General features: G+C 37.4%; 16 protein-coding genes. 9 read left to right on the top strand and 7 right to left on the bottom strand.

What is annotated here, in order from left to right; translation table 11 throughout:
- Nucleotides 1-62: 62 nt before the first annotated feature.
- Entirely contained in the window at nt 63-791 is a 729-nt protein-coding gene (locus tag P3L56_RS08455) for an SDR family oxidoreductase (protein WP_042844127.1), read from the top strand.
- Nucleotides 792-836: 45 nt separating this feature from the next.
- Nucleotides 837-2465, top strand: coding sequence for an FGGY-family carbohydrate kinase (locus P3L56_RS08450; protein WP_210831914.1), 1629 nt, complete (start codon nt 837-839; stop codon nt 2463-2465).
- Nucleotides 2466-2572: 107 nt separating this feature from the next.
- Here the strand turns inward: P3L56_RS08450 and P3L56_RS08445 are convergent, their stop codons facing one another.
- Nucleotides 2573-2896, bottom strand: a complete 324-nt coding sequence (locus P3L56_RS08445) for a hypothetical protein (RefSeq protein ID WP_225832900.1) — start codon at nt 2894-2896, stop codon at nt 2573-2575.
- Nucleotides 2897-4018: 1122 nt separating this feature from the next.
- Between P3L56_RS08445 and P3L56_RS08440 the strand changes: the two genes are divergently transcribed.
- On the top strand, nt 4019-4309 hold the full coding sequence (locus P3L56_RS08440; RefSeq protein WP_048606965.1) for a hypothetical protein: 291 nt from the start codon (nt 4019-4021) through the stop codon (nt 4307-4309).
- 66 nt (nt 4310-4375) lie between these two features.
- On the opposite strand, the gene P3L56_RS08435 is transcribed toward P3L56_RS08440, so the two are convergent.
- Both P3L56_RS08435 and P3L56_RS08430 read right to left on the bottom strand, forming a co-directional pair.
- The gene (locus P3L56_RS08435) at nt 4376-5269 is read right to left on the bottom strand and encodes an endonuclease/exonuclease/phosphatase family protein (protein ID WP_071548006.1); all 894 of its coding nucleotides are present in this window, start codon (nt 5267-5269) and stop codon (nt 4376-4378) included.
- Nucleotides 5270-5522: 253 nt separating this feature from the next.
- Nucleotides 5523-6557 carry a LacI family DNA-binding transcriptional regulator gene (locus tag P3L56_RS08430; protein ID WP_042844132.1) on the bottom strand — a complete coding sequence of 345 codons (1035 nt, stop codon included), beginning with the start codon at nt 6555-6557 and terminating at the stop codon, nt 5523-5525.
- A gap of 230 nt (nt 6558-6787) precedes the next feature.
- Between P3L56_RS08430 and P3L56_RS08425 the strand changes: the two genes are divergently transcribed.
- Genes P3L56_RS08425 through P3L56_RS08415 form a run of 3 tightly spaced genes read left to right on the top strand, consistent with a single transcriptional unit; the run spans nt 6788 to nt 8811 of the window.
- Nucleotides 6788-7234, top strand: a complete 447-nt coding sequence (locus tag P3L56_RS08425) for a PTS sugar transporter subunit IIA (RefSeq protein ID WP_042844133.1) — start codon at nt 6788-6790, stop codon at nt 7232-7234.
- A 21-nt stretch (nt 7235-7255) separates the two neighbouring features.
- The gene (locus tag P3L56_RS08420; RefSeq protein WP_042844135.1) at nt 7256-7543 is read left to right on the top strand and encodes a PTS sugar transporter subunit IIB; all 288 of its coding nucleotides are present in this window, start codon (nt 7256-7258) and stop codon (nt 7541-7543) included.
- Nucleotides 7544-7554: 11 nt separating this feature from the next.
- Nucleotides 7555-8811 (top strand): PTS ascorbate transporter subunit IIC, encoded by a 1257-nt coding sequence (locus P3L56_RS08415; protein WP_036958647.1) that lies wholly within the window; start codon nt 7555-7557, stop codon nt 8809-8811.
- 177 nt (nt 8812-8988) lie between these two features.
- On the opposite strand, the gene P3L56_RS08410 is transcribed toward P3L56_RS08415, so the two are convergent.
- From P3L56_RS08410 to P3L56_RS08400, 3 genes are all read right to left on the bottom strand, one after another.
- Complete coding sequence (locus tag P3L56_RS08410) at nt 8989-9438, bottom strand: GNAT family N-acetyltransferase (RefSeq protein WP_210831878.1); 450 nt, start codon at nt 9436-9438, stop codon at nt 8989-8991.
- A 186-nt stretch (nt 9439-9624) separates the two neighbouring features.
- The gene (locus P3L56_RS08405; RefSeq protein ID WP_042844138.1) at nt 9625-10569 is read right to left on the bottom strand and encodes an SPFH domain-containing protein; all 945 of its coding nucleotides are present in this window, start codon (nt 10567-10569) and stop codon (nt 9625-9627) included.
- A gap of 261 nt (nt 10570-10830) precedes the next feature.
- Nucleotides 10831-11574 carry an aspartate/glutamate racemase family protein gene (locus P3L56_RS08400; protein ID WP_071548005.1) on the bottom strand — a complete coding sequence of 248 codons (744 nt, stop codon included), beginning with the start codon at nt 11572-11574 and terminating at the stop codon, nt 10831-10833.
- A 121-nt stretch (nt 11575-11695) separates the two neighbouring features.
- On the opposite strand from P3L56_RS08400, the gene P3L56_RS08395 reads away from it, so the two are divergent.
- Nucleotides 11696-12583 carry a LysR substrate-binding domain-containing protein gene (locus P3L56_RS08395; protein ID WP_042844140.1) on the top strand — a complete coding sequence of 296 codons (888 nt, stop codon included), beginning with the start codon at nt 11696-11698 and terminating at the stop codon, nt 12581-12583.
- 66 nt (nt 12584-12649) lie between these two features.
- On the opposite strand, the gene P3L56_RS08390 is transcribed toward P3L56_RS08395, so the two are convergent.
- Nucleotides 12650-13933, bottom strand: coding sequence for a dicarboxylate/amino acid:cation symporter (locus tag P3L56_RS08390; RefSeq protein WP_042844141.1), 1284 nt, complete (start codon nt 13931-13933; stop codon nt 12650-12652).
- Between the two features lie 826 nt (nt 13934-14759).
- Here P3L56_RS08390 and P3L56_RS08385 point away from each other — a divergent pair.
- Entirely contained in the window at nt 14760-15713 is a 954-nt protein-coding gene (locus P3L56_RS08385; RefSeq protein WP_210831859.1) for a 2-keto-3-deoxygluconate permease 1, read from the top strand.
- Between the two features lie 10 nt (nt 15714-15723).
- Nucleotides 15724-16998, top strand: a complete 1275-nt coding sequence (gene dtnK / locus P3L56_RS08380) for a D-threonate kinase (RefSeq protein ID WP_210831860.1) — start codon at nt 15724-15726, stop codon at nt 16996-16998.
- Nucleotides 16999-17013: the final 15 nt, after the last annotated feature.

The raw sequence follows: 17013 nt of genomic DNA, 5'->3' as shown, positions 1-17013 counted from the left end.
TTGATTTCACAATGCTTTTTATTCTTATATTTCCGCTAAAATACCCAATTGGAGTAAAAATTATGGCTATTTCCATTGAAAACAAAGTCGCAGCAATCACAGGTGCCGCTTCTGGTATCGGTCTTGAGTGTGCTCGTACACTGATCAAAGCAGGCGCTAAAGTCGTTTTGATAGACCGTGCTGAAGAAAGATTGAATCAACTCGTGGCTGAACTTGGCGAAAACGCTATTCCATTAGTCATCGATTTGATGAACCCCAAACAAGTTGATGGGATGTTAGATGAAATCCTAAAAAAAGCAGGTCGTTTAGATATCTTCCATGCCAATGCGGGTGCCTATATTGGTGGGCCCGTTGCTGAAGGCGACCCCGATGTATGGGATAAGGTATTAAATTTAAATATTAATGCAGCTTTTCGTAGTGTTCGTGCCGTATTACCACATTTTATTGCTCAAAAGTCTGGCGATGTATTATTCACCAGTTCAATCGCTGGGGTCGTTCCTGTGATCTGGGAACCAATTTACACTGCATCAAAATTTGCCGTTCAAGCGTTTGTCCATTCTACGCGCCGCCAAGTCTCTGAGCATGGTGTGCGTGTTGGTGCAGTATTACCAGGCCCTGTTGTCACCGCACTACTCGACGATTGGCCGCAGGAAAAAATGGATGAGGCATTAGCTAATGGCAGTTTAATGCAACCGATTGAAGTGGCTGAAGCCGTTTTATTCATGTTGACGCGCCCCAAAAATGTCACTATCCGTGATTTAGTTATCGTTCCAAATAGCGTCGACCTCTAACCTACCAACTTGTCATAGATTACAGCACACATCTTGGAGGAAAAAATGAGTAATCCAACGACCTCATTAAATAATAATGACAATGTCGTTATTGGTATTGATGTTGGCACCGGTAGCGCGCGTGCCGGTGTTTTTGATATGGCTGGTAATATGCTAGCCTCAGCCAAACATGATATTTCACTTTTTCGCGATAGCGCTAATTTTGCGGAACAGTCGAGTAATGAAATATGGAAAGCAGTTTGTTACTGTGTCAAACAAGCGATCACCTCTTCTAATGTAAAACCACAACAAGTGGTTGGAGTCGGTTTTGATGCAACCTGCTCACTCGTCGTCATTGGACACGATAAGCACCCGATCACTGTTAGCCCGTCGAATGACCCTGAACGTAACATCATTGTGTGGATGGATCATCGAGCGACTGAACAAGCAGAGCGTATTAACCAGTTAAAACACCCCGTTTTAAATTATGTGGGCGGCAAAATTTCTCCAGAAATGGAAACACCAAAGATATTGTGGTTAAAAGAAAATTTACGCCAAACCTATGATAACGCATGGCAGTTTTTTGATTTAGCTGATTTTTTGACATGGAAATCAACGGGTTCACTGGCCCGCTCAACCTGCACCGTCACCTGCAAATGGACCTACCTTGCCCATGAAAAACGTTGGGATGCTGATTATTTTCAACAAGCTGGTTTATCTGAACTGGTCGAAGAAAATTTCTCCCGCATTGGGCAACAAATCGTTGAGCCGGGCACGCCTTGTGGTTCAGGGTTAACAGAACAGGCCGCACAGCAAATGGGCTTACTCGCAGGCACTCCTGTTGCTGCCGGTATGATTGATGCTCATGCAGGAGGGATTGGGACTGTAGGTGTGAACGGTGATGCAACTGCAAATATGGCCTATGTATTTGGTACCTCTTCATGTACCATGACAACCACCAAAGAACCTGTTTTTATACCTGGGGTCTGGGGGCCTTATTATAGCGCTATGGTTCCTGGTATGTGGTTAAACGAAGGGGGGCAAAGTGCCGCTGGTGCTGCAATAGACCAACTGCTTTCATTACACCCAGCCTCAGCGCAAGCTCAAATAGCAGCCAAAGGACAAGGGAAATCATTACCTGTCATGCTAGCAGATTTAGTTCTAGAAAAAGCTGATTCTCCTTCTCAATCCGTTGAACTAGCACAAAAAATACATGTTGTCCCAGAATTTCTAGGTAACCGAGCGCCTTTTGCCGATCCACATGCAAGAGCTGTGATTGCAGGTTTAACAATGGATAACAGCATGGAAAATTTACTGTCTTTCTATGTTGCCGGTGTTTGTGGTATTGGGTATGGTTTGAGGCAAATAATTGAAGCACAAGCTAAATCAGGTGCTTCAATCGAAAATATCGTTGTTAGTGGTGGAGCGGGTCAACACCCACTAATCCGCCAATTACTTGCAGACGCATGTGGCGTGCCAGTTATTTCAACCCGAGCAAGTGAACCTGTATTGCTGGGTTCCGCTATCCTAGGTGCTGTTGCAGGAAAAGTCTGTAATGATGTCGCACAGGCTATGAATAAGTTTAGTGCGATTGATTTAACTTACCACCCGAATAAGGCCTATAAAGCGCATCACGATATACGGTTTGCGTCTTTTTTACACTTACAGAAATGCGCTAGAGAGTTAAAAGGTTAAATAACTATTAGCTAGCCTTATAATGAAGAAAGCCGCTTTATGGCTTTCTTCTCTCTGTTCCTGTTTATTTGTATGTTGAACGGATAAAAAGCCCTTACCGACTAATCTCAAAAGCAATATTTTTGCCATAATGCATTTACCATCTCCATCGGTAATAAGTCATAGTCCCCTTCAACCATTGGAATAGACATTGTGACTCTACCATCATTATAGGTATACGCTTTCACAATAAATTTTTTGTACCCTTCTAACTTAGCATTTTTTACGCGAAAAACTTCGCCACAAACATAGCCTAAGTCTCCCTTGTCTGCTGTTTGCCGAATAAAATTATATTTCACGCCTTTAAATGACGCAGATTCAGGATAAGACAAGTAATCTTCCACACTACTTTTTGCCATTTTTACCAAATCAGGTGTTGGAGCATAATTCATCGTTACTCCTAAAATAAAAGAGCACCCAGTTAACAATAAGATTGTGAGCAACTTTATGATATTCATGTTTTTAAGCTCTCATAAACGCAATGACACAGCCAATTGACCAAAATGACACAACAGTACTTCTCTCAAAAATACCTGAGTAGTTATTTTTAGCTAATTGTAAGTAAATAAGAATTAATTTAATAATAAATGGCGCCACCTACTTAAGAATACCTTATTAGATAGCCACATTTGTCCTAATCACTATTTTTTGTAATAGTGATAATCTACGTAAATAGACACAACTAGTTTCATATAGGTTATTCGTATTTATACTTTATTTTACCCATCACATGGGTAAGTATACCAGCATTAAGCTAAAAATATAAATAGTACCCGAAAGATTAACTGTTTCAATTTGTATTTTTTTCACAAAAAGCGTTTCTCTTTTATATGACAGAAACAATAATTGGACTTAATTGTTAATTATCATTTAATAATAATCACTTCAAATATATTATTAAACAATTCGAATTAAGAATTAGTGTGTCTAATTGTTAATAAACTCATATAATGCGTATATAGACTCAGTATATGAGTAAATTATTTATTTATTTTATTATTGAGTAATTTTATAAATAAGATTATCTCTTCCAAGAAAAACACAAAAAAAATAAAAATAAATATAAATCAATAGATTATAATCAAAAGGAAAGTTAGGTTATCTTCTTCTACTAGTTTCATAAGTAGCGTCATTACCTTTCCATTATCAATATTATTTTACATCCCATATTGCCCACAGCCCAAAAAACCAAAACAAAAAATATCGTAATAGATTGATTAATAATTAAAAATTATAGATAATGAGATTACAATGAGCATTTTGAAAGTGATAAAAAACAGATTAATACAATTATTTAACAAATAAACCATAAGAATATTTAACGATATCATTATGATTTAAATCTTGTATGTACCTCAAACATCTCCCAATTCGTCTAGTTAAACTAACCCAAATTACAGAATATTCCTATAAAAACCCCCTATTAAACTAATACATAAAATTTTCCGACTAAAAATGACAAATTTAAATTTCAAATTCAGGTAGCATTGCCTTCCAAAGAAAAAGGGTATGCCATGACACAAATTCAATTACTTTTGCTTGCAACCAACAATATAAAAAACAATACAGACCTAAGCCATTCTCAAGAATCTTATGTTTACCAATACTATTATGCTAATGTGGCTAATCAGTTTGGTTGTATTAAAAGCTATATTGCTGAGTTTATTAAACAAACCTCTTCCGCCTTAGATAATGACCCACAGTTATCGGAACAACGTCAACAAATATATTCAACCGTTGAACGTTATTTGGAAATAGCTGAAAAACGTTATATTCAGAGACAGAAATTGCTTCAGAAACAATGAAAGTACAGATGTAAAAAAGGCCTGCAAATGAGGCCTTTACCGATACAACTCCGTTTACCTACCTATCTACTGCTCTTGTAACTCCAATTCCGCTATCACTGGCAGATGGTCACTGACACTTGACCATTGAAACTCTTCGCTATCCGTTGGTATTTGCATTTCATTTACATTCCACACTTGCCCTTTAAATGTAAAAATGTGGTCTATGTCAATCGCTGGATTAACTGCTGGCCAACTACGATAATCCGTCCCTTTTTTCTCAACGGGCTGCCACATATAACGGATTTCTTGAATAGGTTGTTCATTAGCCGTTGAGTTAAAGTCACCAGCTAATATTTTTATTGATGCAGCTATATTATCAAAACCAGTGTCTGTATCCCCAATGCTCGCATCTAAAATATGACGAACCTGCCCAATACGCACTGTTGGGTCTTTTTGCCAATCAAGATGAGTCCCCATTATAATAATTGGCGCATCAAAACCCGGTTTTGTTATCTGAGATAATAATACAACACGTTGCTCCGCATCGCCTGAAGGCAAGTTAATGACTTTTGATTTTTCAATTTTATATTTTGATAAAATTCCTACGCCATATTCACCACCATCAAAATCTAATGCTTTACCAAATGCAAAGTGCATCTTGTTAGCCTTAGCGATTTCCTCCAGTTGATTAACATGTTTACTGCGCGCCGTTTTGTTATCAATTTCGGTTAAAACAATGACATCTGCATCAATTCTCGCAATTGCTTTATTTAAAGCATCGAAATTTTTCACATCTGATGCCAACTCGTTCTTTCCGATATTATAAGTTGCAACTTTAATCGTAGGCTTATTCGCGGTATAGACCTTATTCGGCGTACCTCCGTCTTGCACCTTAAGTACTTCAGACCCCGTGGTTGTTGCTAATGCACCGCAAGAAACTAAAATTGCGGTAGAAATAACTGTTTTTAATAATTTCATTATATTTCCCCTGCTATTGTCTAAAGCTATAAAGAGGTCAATACCCGTCAAAAGTCTAAACTTAAGTACAGGTGAAATATGACCTACTAATATACTGTAGCAAGGAATAAGAATGATGCAGTGACCAAGTCGACAATCTTATTTTGAGAGGCAAAAAAACAATCTTTTTTAGAACAAAAAAGTGACTTCTTATAGAATTTCTTGTTTAAGAGACAGTTAAATAACAAAATAGTGTGACTAAATCGATACCCCCCTATGCACTTTGCCTAGCTTCGAACTTATAAGGGAAAATGACTTCTTCTTGTCTCTGTGAAAGATCACCGTCAGTATCCGCTAACCATCTTTGCAACTTCTTGGCAGCTTCTCTCGCCATTTTGCTATAATCAATGCGTACCGAAGTCAAGGATGGGTGAATATGGTCGCAATTTGCGGACCCTTCAACACAAGCAACAGCCAACATTTTCGGCACTTTAATCAAGCGCCTTTGACATTCAAAAATAACCCCTAACGCAATCATTTCATGGCTACAAATCACAGCCTCAAGTTCAGGCTGACGAGTTAGCATTTCGCTAATCGCCTGACGTCCAAAATCCATGGTAGCAACATAAGGAGTCGTAATGCTTTGATCTGCACTTTGGTTATATTCGAGCATGGCCTTATTCCAGCCACTTAGTTGCTGGCTTTGCATTTTATTATCCATTTGAGCCCCAATATAGCCTATCTTCTTATACCCTTTTTGTAACATATAATGTGTTAAAAAATTAACCGCTTCCCCTATATTACTTTTAATATTCAATGTAAATGGATGACTCCCTCCCCCAGCAACACTGATAACAGGTATATCTACATTTTTAAGGTAGGTGTATACCCCCTCTGAATTAATCGCACCAAAAATGATCAAGGCCGCAGGGTTACTCTGTAATAATGTAGATAAAACTTCAGATTCTTTTTTCTGCTGATAGTCATGACTACCAATGACAACTTGATAATTATTTTTATTCAAAACCTCTTGTAATGATTGTAGAAATACCGAACTAGCATTATCACGTAACGACGGAATTAAAACGGCGACTGTTCGGCTTTGGCCTGACGCCAAAATACCCGCAGCTGAATTTGGAATATAACCCAGTTCTTCAACTGCCTCGTTGATTTTTTCACGTAATTTGTCTGAAACCAATTCAGGCGTACGAAGCGCTCGGGATACTGTCATTGACCCAACACCTGCATATTTTGCAACATCTTGCAGCGTGACTCGCCCTGTATTTTTTCTTTTTCGTGTTTTTTCCATAAAATACTTTTAATTAGCCTAAACTTATTATTAACCCGAGTAACTTACCATAGGTTGAATTTGTTAATCAGCCAACAAGTGTCCTGAATTAGTATTTGTTCGCTATTTTTATTCAAAATGATAGCGCTATCACGAAAATGAAAGTTTAAGCTAGATAGCGCTACCATAGATCACTACTATTCATTCAACCATTAAAAAAGATAAAAATTCAGCATACCAGGAGTAACTCTATGCTAACGACATTACTGACCCCTAACGTCATTCAGGTCGTCGAAAGCGCCACTGATTGGCAAGATGCGATAAAAATCGCCTGTAGCCCTTTGGTTAATAATAAATTCATCGAACCAAGATATATTGATGCCATTATTAAATCACATGAGAAAATTGGCCCTTATTATGTATTAGGACCTGGCATTGCGATGCCACACGCACGCCCAGAAGATGGCGTAAATCAATTATCACTAGGTTTAACTGTTATTAAACAAGGTGTTGAATTTGGCTCTGAAGGCAACGACCCAGTTAAGTTATTAATTGTTCTCGCAGCAACAGATAGCAACAGCCACATTGGCGCTATCGCAAAGTTGGCGGAGCTTTTTGATAATCAAGAAGATATAGACAGCATCATGCAATCAGAAAACGTAGATGACATTCTTAGCATCATCGCTAAATATGAATAATTAAATATTAAGGTAAATATTATGAAAATCACTGTTGTTTGTGGAAATGGTTTAGGCACAAGTTTGATGATGGAAATGAGCATCAAAAATATTTTGAAAGACTTACAAGTAAGTGCTGATGTAGATCACGTCGATTTAGGCTCAGCAAAAGGAACTGTAAGCGATATTTTTGTAGGAACAACTGACATTGCAGAGCAATTGGTTGCCCAACAAGTCGGTGGCGAAATCGTAGCGCTCGATAACATGATTGACAAAGTCGCGATGAAAGAACGCCTGTCTGTTGCTTTACAAAAACTTGGTGCAATGTAAGCGGAGGCACTATGTCATTTTTTCGTTTTCTGATGCAGGATGTTTTATCTGAACCTGCTATTTTAGTCGGTTTAATCGCCCTTATCGGTTTAATAGCGCAGAAAAAACCGGTGACTGAATGTATTAAAGGCACCATTAAAACCATCATGGGTTTTGTCATTTTAGGTGCAGGTGCTGGTCTAGTCGTAAGCTCATTAGGTGATTTTTCAGCTATTTTCCAACATGCATTTGGTATAAATGGTGTTGTACCGAATAACGAAGCAATTGTTTCCATTGCACAAAAAAGCTTCGGCCGTGAAATGGCAATGATTATGTTCTTTGCGATGTTAATCAATATTTTGATTGCTCGTTTGACGCCTTGGAAATTCATTTTCTTAACCGGTCATCATACCCTATTCATGTCAATGATGATTGCAGTGATCTTAGCTACAGCAGGAATGGAAGGAACCTTACTGGTTACTGTAGGCTCACTGATTGTTGGTTTCTGTATGGTCTTTTTCCCAGCAATCGCTCACCCCTACATGAAAAAAGTCACGGGCTCAGATGATGTTGCAATCGGCCATTTCTCGACAATTTCTTATGTATTGGCCGGCTTTATTGGTAGCAAATTCGGTAATAAAGAACACTCTACCGAAGATATGAATGTACCAAAAAGCTTATTATTCCTACGTGATACTCCAGTCGCCATTTCATTTACCATGTTCATTATCTTCATTATTACTTGCTTATTTGCAGGTGGTGATTTTGTACGTGAAGTCAGTGGCGGTAAAAATTGGTTCATGTTCTCATTGATGCAATCTATTACATTCGCTGCGGGCGTCTATATTATTCTGCAAGGTGTGCGTATGGTTATTGCCGAGATAGTTCCTGCATTTAAAGGGATTTCTGACAAATTAGTACCAAATGCAAAACCCGCTTTAGACTGCCCAGTAGTATTCCCATATGCCCCAAATGCTGTATTAGTAGGCTTTTTAAGTAGTTTTGCAGCAGGTGTTTTAGGCATGTTTGTATTGTATGCATTAAACATGACCGTCATTATTCCTGGTGTTGTCCCACATTTCTTCGTCGGTGCAGCCGCTGGGGTATTCGGTAACGCAACAGGCGGCCGTCGCGGGGCTATTTTAGGTGCGTTTGCTCAAGGCTTGTTGATTACTTTCTTACCTGTATTCCTATTACCTGTTCTGGGTGATATTGGTATTGCTAACACTACATTCAGTGATGCTGACTTTGGTGCAATCGGAATTTTATTAGGTATTATCGTTCGTTAAAACACATAAACTCCCCAATATTGTTATACTATTGGGGAGTCATTGATTAATCCAGAAACATTAAGCATCACAGCAACTCCTTGTTTACTTGATTACGATATAGCACAACTATCAAATAACTATCACAAAAATACAAATTAGAGCTACCACCTTAGCGATAAAGCCTGACTTTAATGCCTATAGGTTCAAAGCATATATATGCTCACCATCAATAATCTCACCAGTAAAGCTGAACCCATGACTGCAATATATTTTTTTAGCAATCATATTTTCCTCATCTAACCCAAGAGAGATTTTTCGTATTTCTAAGCTATTTAAATACACCAAAATTGCAGAAAAAGACTGTTTTCCTAAACCTTTACCAAGGTATTTATAATCCAACATAAAACGACAAATAAAAGCATGAGTTGGCTGTTCATCAACTATTTTGTACATAAAAAAGCCAATTAATTTATCATCCCAATAAAGTGCTTTGGGGATATATTCCGGATAATAGTGAGACTCCGCTATTGAGTATGCATTGCAACATACGTGCTCTTCTAATACGGTAGCAATACCATTTTTATTTGATGTAAGTTCACATACATCCCAAAAATTGAGTTTTGTTATTTCTTCAATATGAACCATAGATATTTTACCTAATTTTTAATACCGCTAAATACCGGTTAATTTCTGTTGTTAAATAATCGGGGAAGCTTATTAGACAACAAGTCGTTGGTCGATTTCGCGTCAATTGTGCTCAGTAAAATAAAAAACCAGCCCTAAATGAATAGAGCTGGTTTCAATAATATAATTTTTGTTAATCAGTGCTGATTATTGGCTATTTCGCATATCCATAATCATTTTACCGTCATAATCTGCGCCAACAACAATGTTAGGCACTTCACCTTTATATTTATGTGCTTTAATTTGTTCAATTTCTAACTGTTTCCAGTTAATCATTTCACGGGTGATTGTGCGTTGTAATATCGCATTAGCCTCTGCTTCCTTCTGAGCCGCATATAATTTTGCATCAGCCTCTTGACGCATCGCAAAAGAACTTGCTTGCGCATTACGTTCCCTCGCTATCGCTTGCTGTTCCGCTGATTCCCTTTCAGCTTCAGCAATCACCACTTTTTTCTGTGCTAACTCACGCTCTTTTTCGGCTTCTGCTTTCGCTTGGTTGATCTGCTCTTGGCGCATTTTAGTGTTGACCACTTGTTCCTGAACAACTTCTGGTAGAGTAATATCTTGGATCATGATTTCTTTTATTGTATACCCATATGGGGATGCATACCCTTGAATTGCATCACGGATAGACTCTTGAAGCTTCCTTTGTGTATCAGCCGTATACAGGTCTTGTGCATTAGCGACGTCTTTACCAAATTCGAGAATGGTTGAGATAAGCTTTTGGCGTACATATTTATCCAATGCCTCACTTTCAGTACCACCGTTAATACGCAATACTGGTGCTTTAGCACCATCAAACTGTAGCATTACAGTAATATCGACAATCGATTTTAGCTTATCCTGTGAAGGCACTCTTAATTCCTTTAATGAAACACGAATGTCTTTCGTCGAATATGTATCGAAAGTAGTAAATGGGTTAATAGGGAAATGCAAACCTGCATCATAAGCGACAGGGTCTACTTTACCTAGAAATGTTCCCACTTTAACAGAACCGTCTTGCACAATTGTATATGAATTAATACCAATAATACCGATTACAAATAGCAATACTGCACCAACAACCAATTTAACCATTGATTTAAATTGCATGAGTTAATCCCTATCTAACAATATTAGTCATTATAATAAACCGACTATTGTCACTACTTATCGGACAACTACAAGTCTAATATTCCTAAAGTTAAAGGCTAACCCATCTATCCAACAAGATAAAACAGCTCAAATTACAGTCAATTAAAAATTGAATGCAAAAAAATCACAATTACATGTTATACAATGCATTATTATATATTTATTATTTAATAGTTTTTATGTTTATCAGATTACCCCAGTGATGGCGAATGATAATTTTCAATGAAATTCAATTAATTTATTTGTTTTTTCTTCATCTACCTCTCTTTTCTCATCGATAGTATACCAATTAATAGCTTCTTTTATTAATGCTTCTGTTGCATCAATAAAATCCTCAGGGTTATTTTTTGAAAGCTCTTCTAATATTAAAGGAATTTCAGTGCAACCCATTACAAACTTATCAATACCACGTGATTTTAGTTGGCTAATATAAGGATAGAGCAACTCTCTTGCTTTAGCTAAATCACCCGATTTATATAAAATAATACTCTGCATTATTTTATATTGATTAACCTCATCGGGAACAATACATTCAATATTGTTCACATTTAGTTTTTCTTGATATAATTTAGTATGAATGGTTGCTGTCGTCGCCAATAGTGCTACCTTTTTAACATTATCCTCAATTATTTTTTTACATGCTGCATCAATAATGCTGATAAAATTAATATTAATTTCTTTCTTTAAGTCCTCATACCAATAATGCGCCGTATTACATGGCATAATAATGCAAGATACACCTGCACTTTCAAGTATTTTAAGTGAGTGTATCATTGCTGGTAATGGTGATGGCCCATTATAAATAATATTTTCTGTTCTATCTGGAATATCAGGCAATGACACAATAATAATAGGAATATGTTCTTGGTCCTTACTTGCATGTGTATTATTGATTAATTTAATAAAAGCATCCGCGGTTGCTCCGGGTCCCATTCCCCCTAACATACCTAATATTTTTTTCATAAGCCCTCCATCAAATTAATGATATCATGACATATTGTTAGCATTAGGTAATTGCAGAGTTTCTATAAGTCATGCTAAATTTGCATAGTAGATTAATAACTAAAAACCATTAGAGGACACAATGATCAGTAATCTTGAAATTAAATGGTTGCACGATATTGTTGTACTAGAAGAATGTAGAAGTTTTACGTTAGCTGCAGAAAAAAGAAATATATCACAGTCTTCTTTCAGCCGAAGAATTCAATCAATTGAATCATCGGTTGGCTTTGAAATATTTGATAGAAATACCAACCCATTACAACTTACCACACAAGGAAAAAGCTTTATTGTTTATGCCAGAAATTTACTTGATGACATTTATTTTCAAATAAACCGAATTAAAGGTATAGATAATGACAAGCAAAAAATTAATATTTCGGCTGCGCATTCACTTTCAGTATTTTTACTTCCTGACTTTATTTCACAATTTTCAAAAAATGTAGATAAGATTTTTTTTGTAGAGTCAATAAATGTTGATGAAGCAGTACATAAACTCAAAGAAGGGCAAAGTGATTTTATATTATCATTTTATAACGAAGAGTTAATGTCATCACCATTCTTACACACGAAAATACTAGAAAGCCGGCTACATCTTGTCTCTCCCTGCGACGAAAAAAAACGCCCTATTTTCAATATTGATAGCTCAACATTGCCTTTAATGAAGTATACAGATGAAAGCTATATGGGGAGGCAAGTCAATCAATTAATCAATAAATCAGATAACCTTCCCTTTGAACTTTCTTTTGTTTCATCTATGAGCGATGTATTAAAACGCATGATACTAACAGGTAGCGGCGTTGGTTGGTTACCTGATTACTCAATTAAAAATGAACTTGAAAAAAATGAATTAGCTATTTTAGACCCAAAATTATCAGTCACTATGGGGGTTTATATCTATCGAACCGAAGCTAGGTTAAATATCTCATCAGAACGCTTTTGGCAGTTTATGAGAAACCAAACCGCGCAATAACTACCAATGCTTAAAGAAATAGCCCTTCTGATAAGAAGGGCGTTAACTAGATAATAGTGACCATCACTATAAAGTTGTGGGTGTTTTTTCGCTCATCACTATTTCAGACTCCTCATTTACACGCCCTTTTCTCTCTTCTAAACGAGATATAACCGCGGTAGAGATACTGTTACCAACAACATTTGTTGCCGTTCTTCCCATATCAAGAAATTGATCGATGGCAAGTAATAGTAAAATCCCAGCTTCAGGTAAACTAAACATAGGTAATGTCGCGGCAACAACCACAATAGATGCCCTTGCTACACCAGCCATACCTTTACTTGTTACCATTAAGGTTAACAAAATAAGTATTTGCTCTGTGATACTCAAGTCAATCCCATAGGCATTCGCAATAAACAATACGGCAAAAGACTGGTACATCATTGAACCATCAAGGTTGAAGGAATAACCAAGAGGCAATACAAAACTTGTCACTTTTTTAGGGACACCATACTGATTTAAAGCTTCCATTGTTTTTGGATAAGCTGATTCACTACTTGCAGTTGCGAAAGCGAGAGCGACAGGCTCACGAATTAATTTCCCCAAACTAAAGACAGATTTTCCTAAGAAAACATAGCCAGCAAAGAAAAGTACTGCCCACAATACCGCTAAAGCAATATAGAAAAGCCCAATTAATTTCCCATAGTCATAAAGTAAACCTAAACCTTCAACCGTCACGGCTGAAGCAATTGCAGCAAATACCGCAATCGGTGCAAAGCTCATCACATAATCGGTAATACGGAACATGATGCGAGATAAGTCTTCAATTAAAGTCACTATGGGGCTTTTTTTGTCTTTACAAATAAATGCAAGACCAGAGCCAAAAAAGATTGAGAAAACTAATATCTGTAAAATTTCATTGTTCGCCATTGCTTCCGCAAAGCTTTTAGGGAAAATATGTGTGATGAAAGCTTTCAGAGTAAACCCTGATGTATTTAAACCACTATCTACCGCAGCCGCTGGAACTGTTAAGTTTAAACCTACACCTAATTGGAATACATTGACAAAAACCATTCCAATTAATAATGAAATTACAGCTGCTGAAATAAACCATACCATCGCTTTAATTGTAATACTACCAACAGAAGAAGAGCCTCCCATTGATACAATCCCTGACACGATTGTTGCAAATACAAGTGGTGCAATAATCATTTTTATTAAACGTAAAAAAACATCAGTAATAATATTCATATAAGATGCGATATTTTTTGCTTCTTCTACTGATGCGGCATAATTATGAAACCCCCATCCTAATATAATACCTAGAATAATAGCTATCATAATTTGTTTCATGAGTTTGTGTCTGTTCATTCGTACCCCTATTTTATTTATTTAAAGTCATAGTTATCACCTATAACCTTTTATTGGATGCGACTCTTGAGCCTGAAATCGATAGTTACATTTTTTTAACTTAAAGAGAAATGCAAATGGGCGAAATACCATGCAAAAAATGCATAAGGCAACAATTTAATTTAACACACTGAGATATAAGGCTTTAAATAGAATAGACCTTACAATAAACCTAACATTATATTTTAAAAATTATCCTTTTTATTTAAAAAATTTATTTTTTTCAATGTTGATAAAAATAATTCTGTATTAGATTAAATACTGTTTGAATAAAAATAAGTTTAAAGACCGCTATCTACTTAACTAAAGCAAGTATGACTTATATAATGTTTGATACTTCTGATCCTTTCTTGTGGTCCTTTCTTCTACTGCATTTATTCATCTGGAAATTAGCCATAAAATAGAAGTGGTAATGCTAATTATTATAGTCATTGAACAGTTAAATTTAGCAACGCTTATTATCTCACCTATTCAACTCCTCCTTTAAAATACGACTTTTATCCCGCTAAATTTGAACCAAGAAATGTTAGCTAATATGCCATCAATAAGCTTATGGGCATGATTGCAGTCATTAAATAGTCAACATGATCGATTTCAATCAAAGTATCGGTGCACTCCATACGCCCTATTTCTGAAGTTATCTCACTATATTTAACGATAAAAAGACTATTTATGAGTGAAAATGATACTTCTCCACTAAAAATCATTAATGAGATCTAGGTCACGGCTGTTTTATTTTGATTGAATATAATCATTATGACTAAAATAAATCATGGCGGAGAAAACCATGCAAATAAAAAAATCGATAGAACGTATACCTGGCGGCATGATGGTTGTGCCATTAGTCATCGGTGCTCTGATCAATACCTTTGCACCCCAGTCTCTCGAAATAGGAGGCTTTACCACTTCACTATTTAAAAATGGCGCTCCCGCACTGATAGGGGCGTTTTTACTGTGCATGGGGGCAGGCATTAGCTTCAAAGCAGCCCCTCAAGCCCTATTACAAGGCGGTACAATCACATTAACAAAATTAATTGTCGCTATCGCTCTCGGGCTCGGTGTCGATTACCTGTTTGGTATGGACGGCATCTTTGGTTTAACTGGCGTTGCAATTATTGCTGCTATGAGTAATTCAAATGGTGGCTTATACGCTGCGTTAGTGGGGGAATTTGGTAACAAACGGGATGTCGGTGCTATCTCAATTTTATCTCTCAATGATGGCCCTTTCTTTACCATGATCGCATTAGGTGCCGCAGGGATGGCAAATATTCCTTTAATGGCCTTAGTTGCAGTTCTCGTCCCACTGATTGTTGGTATGATTTTAGGTAACTTAGATCCGCATATGCGTGACTTCCTGACAAAAGGCGGGCCAATATTAATCCCTTTCTTTGCTTTCGCATTAGGTGCAGGGATCAACTTAGAAATGCTATTACAAGGGGGCTTAGTGGGAATTTTATTAGGTGCCCTCACCACATTTGTTGGAGGTTGGTTCAATATCAGAGCTGACCGTTTAGTTGGCGGCTCAGGTATTGCTGGCGCAGCCGCATCAAGTACCGCTGGCAATGCCGTTGCAACGCCACTGGCAATCGCCCAAGCAGACCCATCCCTTGAAGCAATTGCGCTATCTGCAGCCCCATTGATTGCAGCCTCGGTGATCACAACGGCCATTTTAACCCCAGTTCTGACGTCTTGGGTCGCTAAACGTCAACAAGCTAAACAGCCTCAAGCTGCCGAAGAGTGAGGAATTAGTCATGAAACTACTCGTTATTGCGGACGATTTTACAGGCGCCAATGATACTGGCGTCCAGTTTGCAAAAAAACAGGCTCGAACTGAGATATTACTCGATAGCACACAAAAACATTCGTGGTTTGCTGATGTCGTGGTGCTCAACACCGAAAGCCGTGCACTAAATGCAGAAACTGCCTCGGATAATCTCCGAGGTAGCTTAAAACCCTTTTTATCACAAACTGAAAAGCCTTTAATTTATAAGAAAATTGATTCAACATTCCGCGGTAATATCGGCATAGAAATTGAAACGGTTATGTCTGAAGCCAATCTTAAACTCGCTATTGTTGCCGCAGCTATTCCTGCTGCTGGACGAGTAACCTTAAACGGTGAGTGCTTAGTTAATGGAAAACCACTGATAGAAACTGAGTTCGCATCTGACCCAAAAACACCCGTAGTTTCATCACGTATACAAACGATAATTCATCAGCAAACTGCTCTTCCCGTGATCGAGATCTCTTTAGAACAAATACGTTCAGGGCAGTTCGCAACATGGCTACAAACACAAGCGCCTACACAAGCAACTATTATTGTTACCGATGCCGAAAATGAGCGTGATTTAACCTTAATCGCTGAGGCCGTTTCCTCATTAGTTGAACCTTGCCTATTAGTCGGAGCCGCTGGGTTTGCAAATGCCTTACCTGAAGATAATTTTATGAGTAAAAGGCGAGGATTACCGCTATTTATCGTTGCAGGCTCCATGAGTAGCGCGACCATTGAGCAAGTAAATTATGCACAAACACACTGTAATGCCAGCGTCATTGATATTGATGTAACACAGATCCTTGCATCCAATACACAAAATGACTACATGGCTGCACTCATTAAAGAAGTTAGTCATATATTAAACCAACAAAAACACACCATCATACGTAGTAGTCGAGATGTGCAAGATAGGCATCATATTGATGAGCTATGCATAACCTATGGCATGACGCGTAATGAATTGGGAAAAACAATCAGCGACTTTATTAGTTTGCTGACATTAAACACGCTGTCTGTTGCCAGCATCGGGGGACTTTTTTTAACTGGTGGTGATATCGCTATTGCGGTTGCCAATACTTTGGGAGCAAAAGGTTATCGAATCCAATCTGAGGTTATGCCATGTATACCTTGTGGCACCTTTATTGATAGTGAAATCGATGACTTGCCCGTCATAACAAAAGCGGGAGGGTTTGGCCAAATAACCACTTTATGCGAAGCCATCAAATATATTGAGGAAATTTATTGTGAAAAATAATGTCGTTGCTATTAC

The sequence above is a fragment of the Providencia sp. PROV024 genome (assembly GCF_032709665.1).
GTDB classification, from domain to species: domain Bacteria; phylum Pseudomonadota; class Gammaproteobacteria; order Enterobacterales; family Enterobacteriaceae; genus Providencia; species Providencia huashanensis.
The sequence above is the reverse complement of the archived record's forward strand: the minus strand, read 5'-3'. Positions and strand labels throughout refer to the sequence as shown.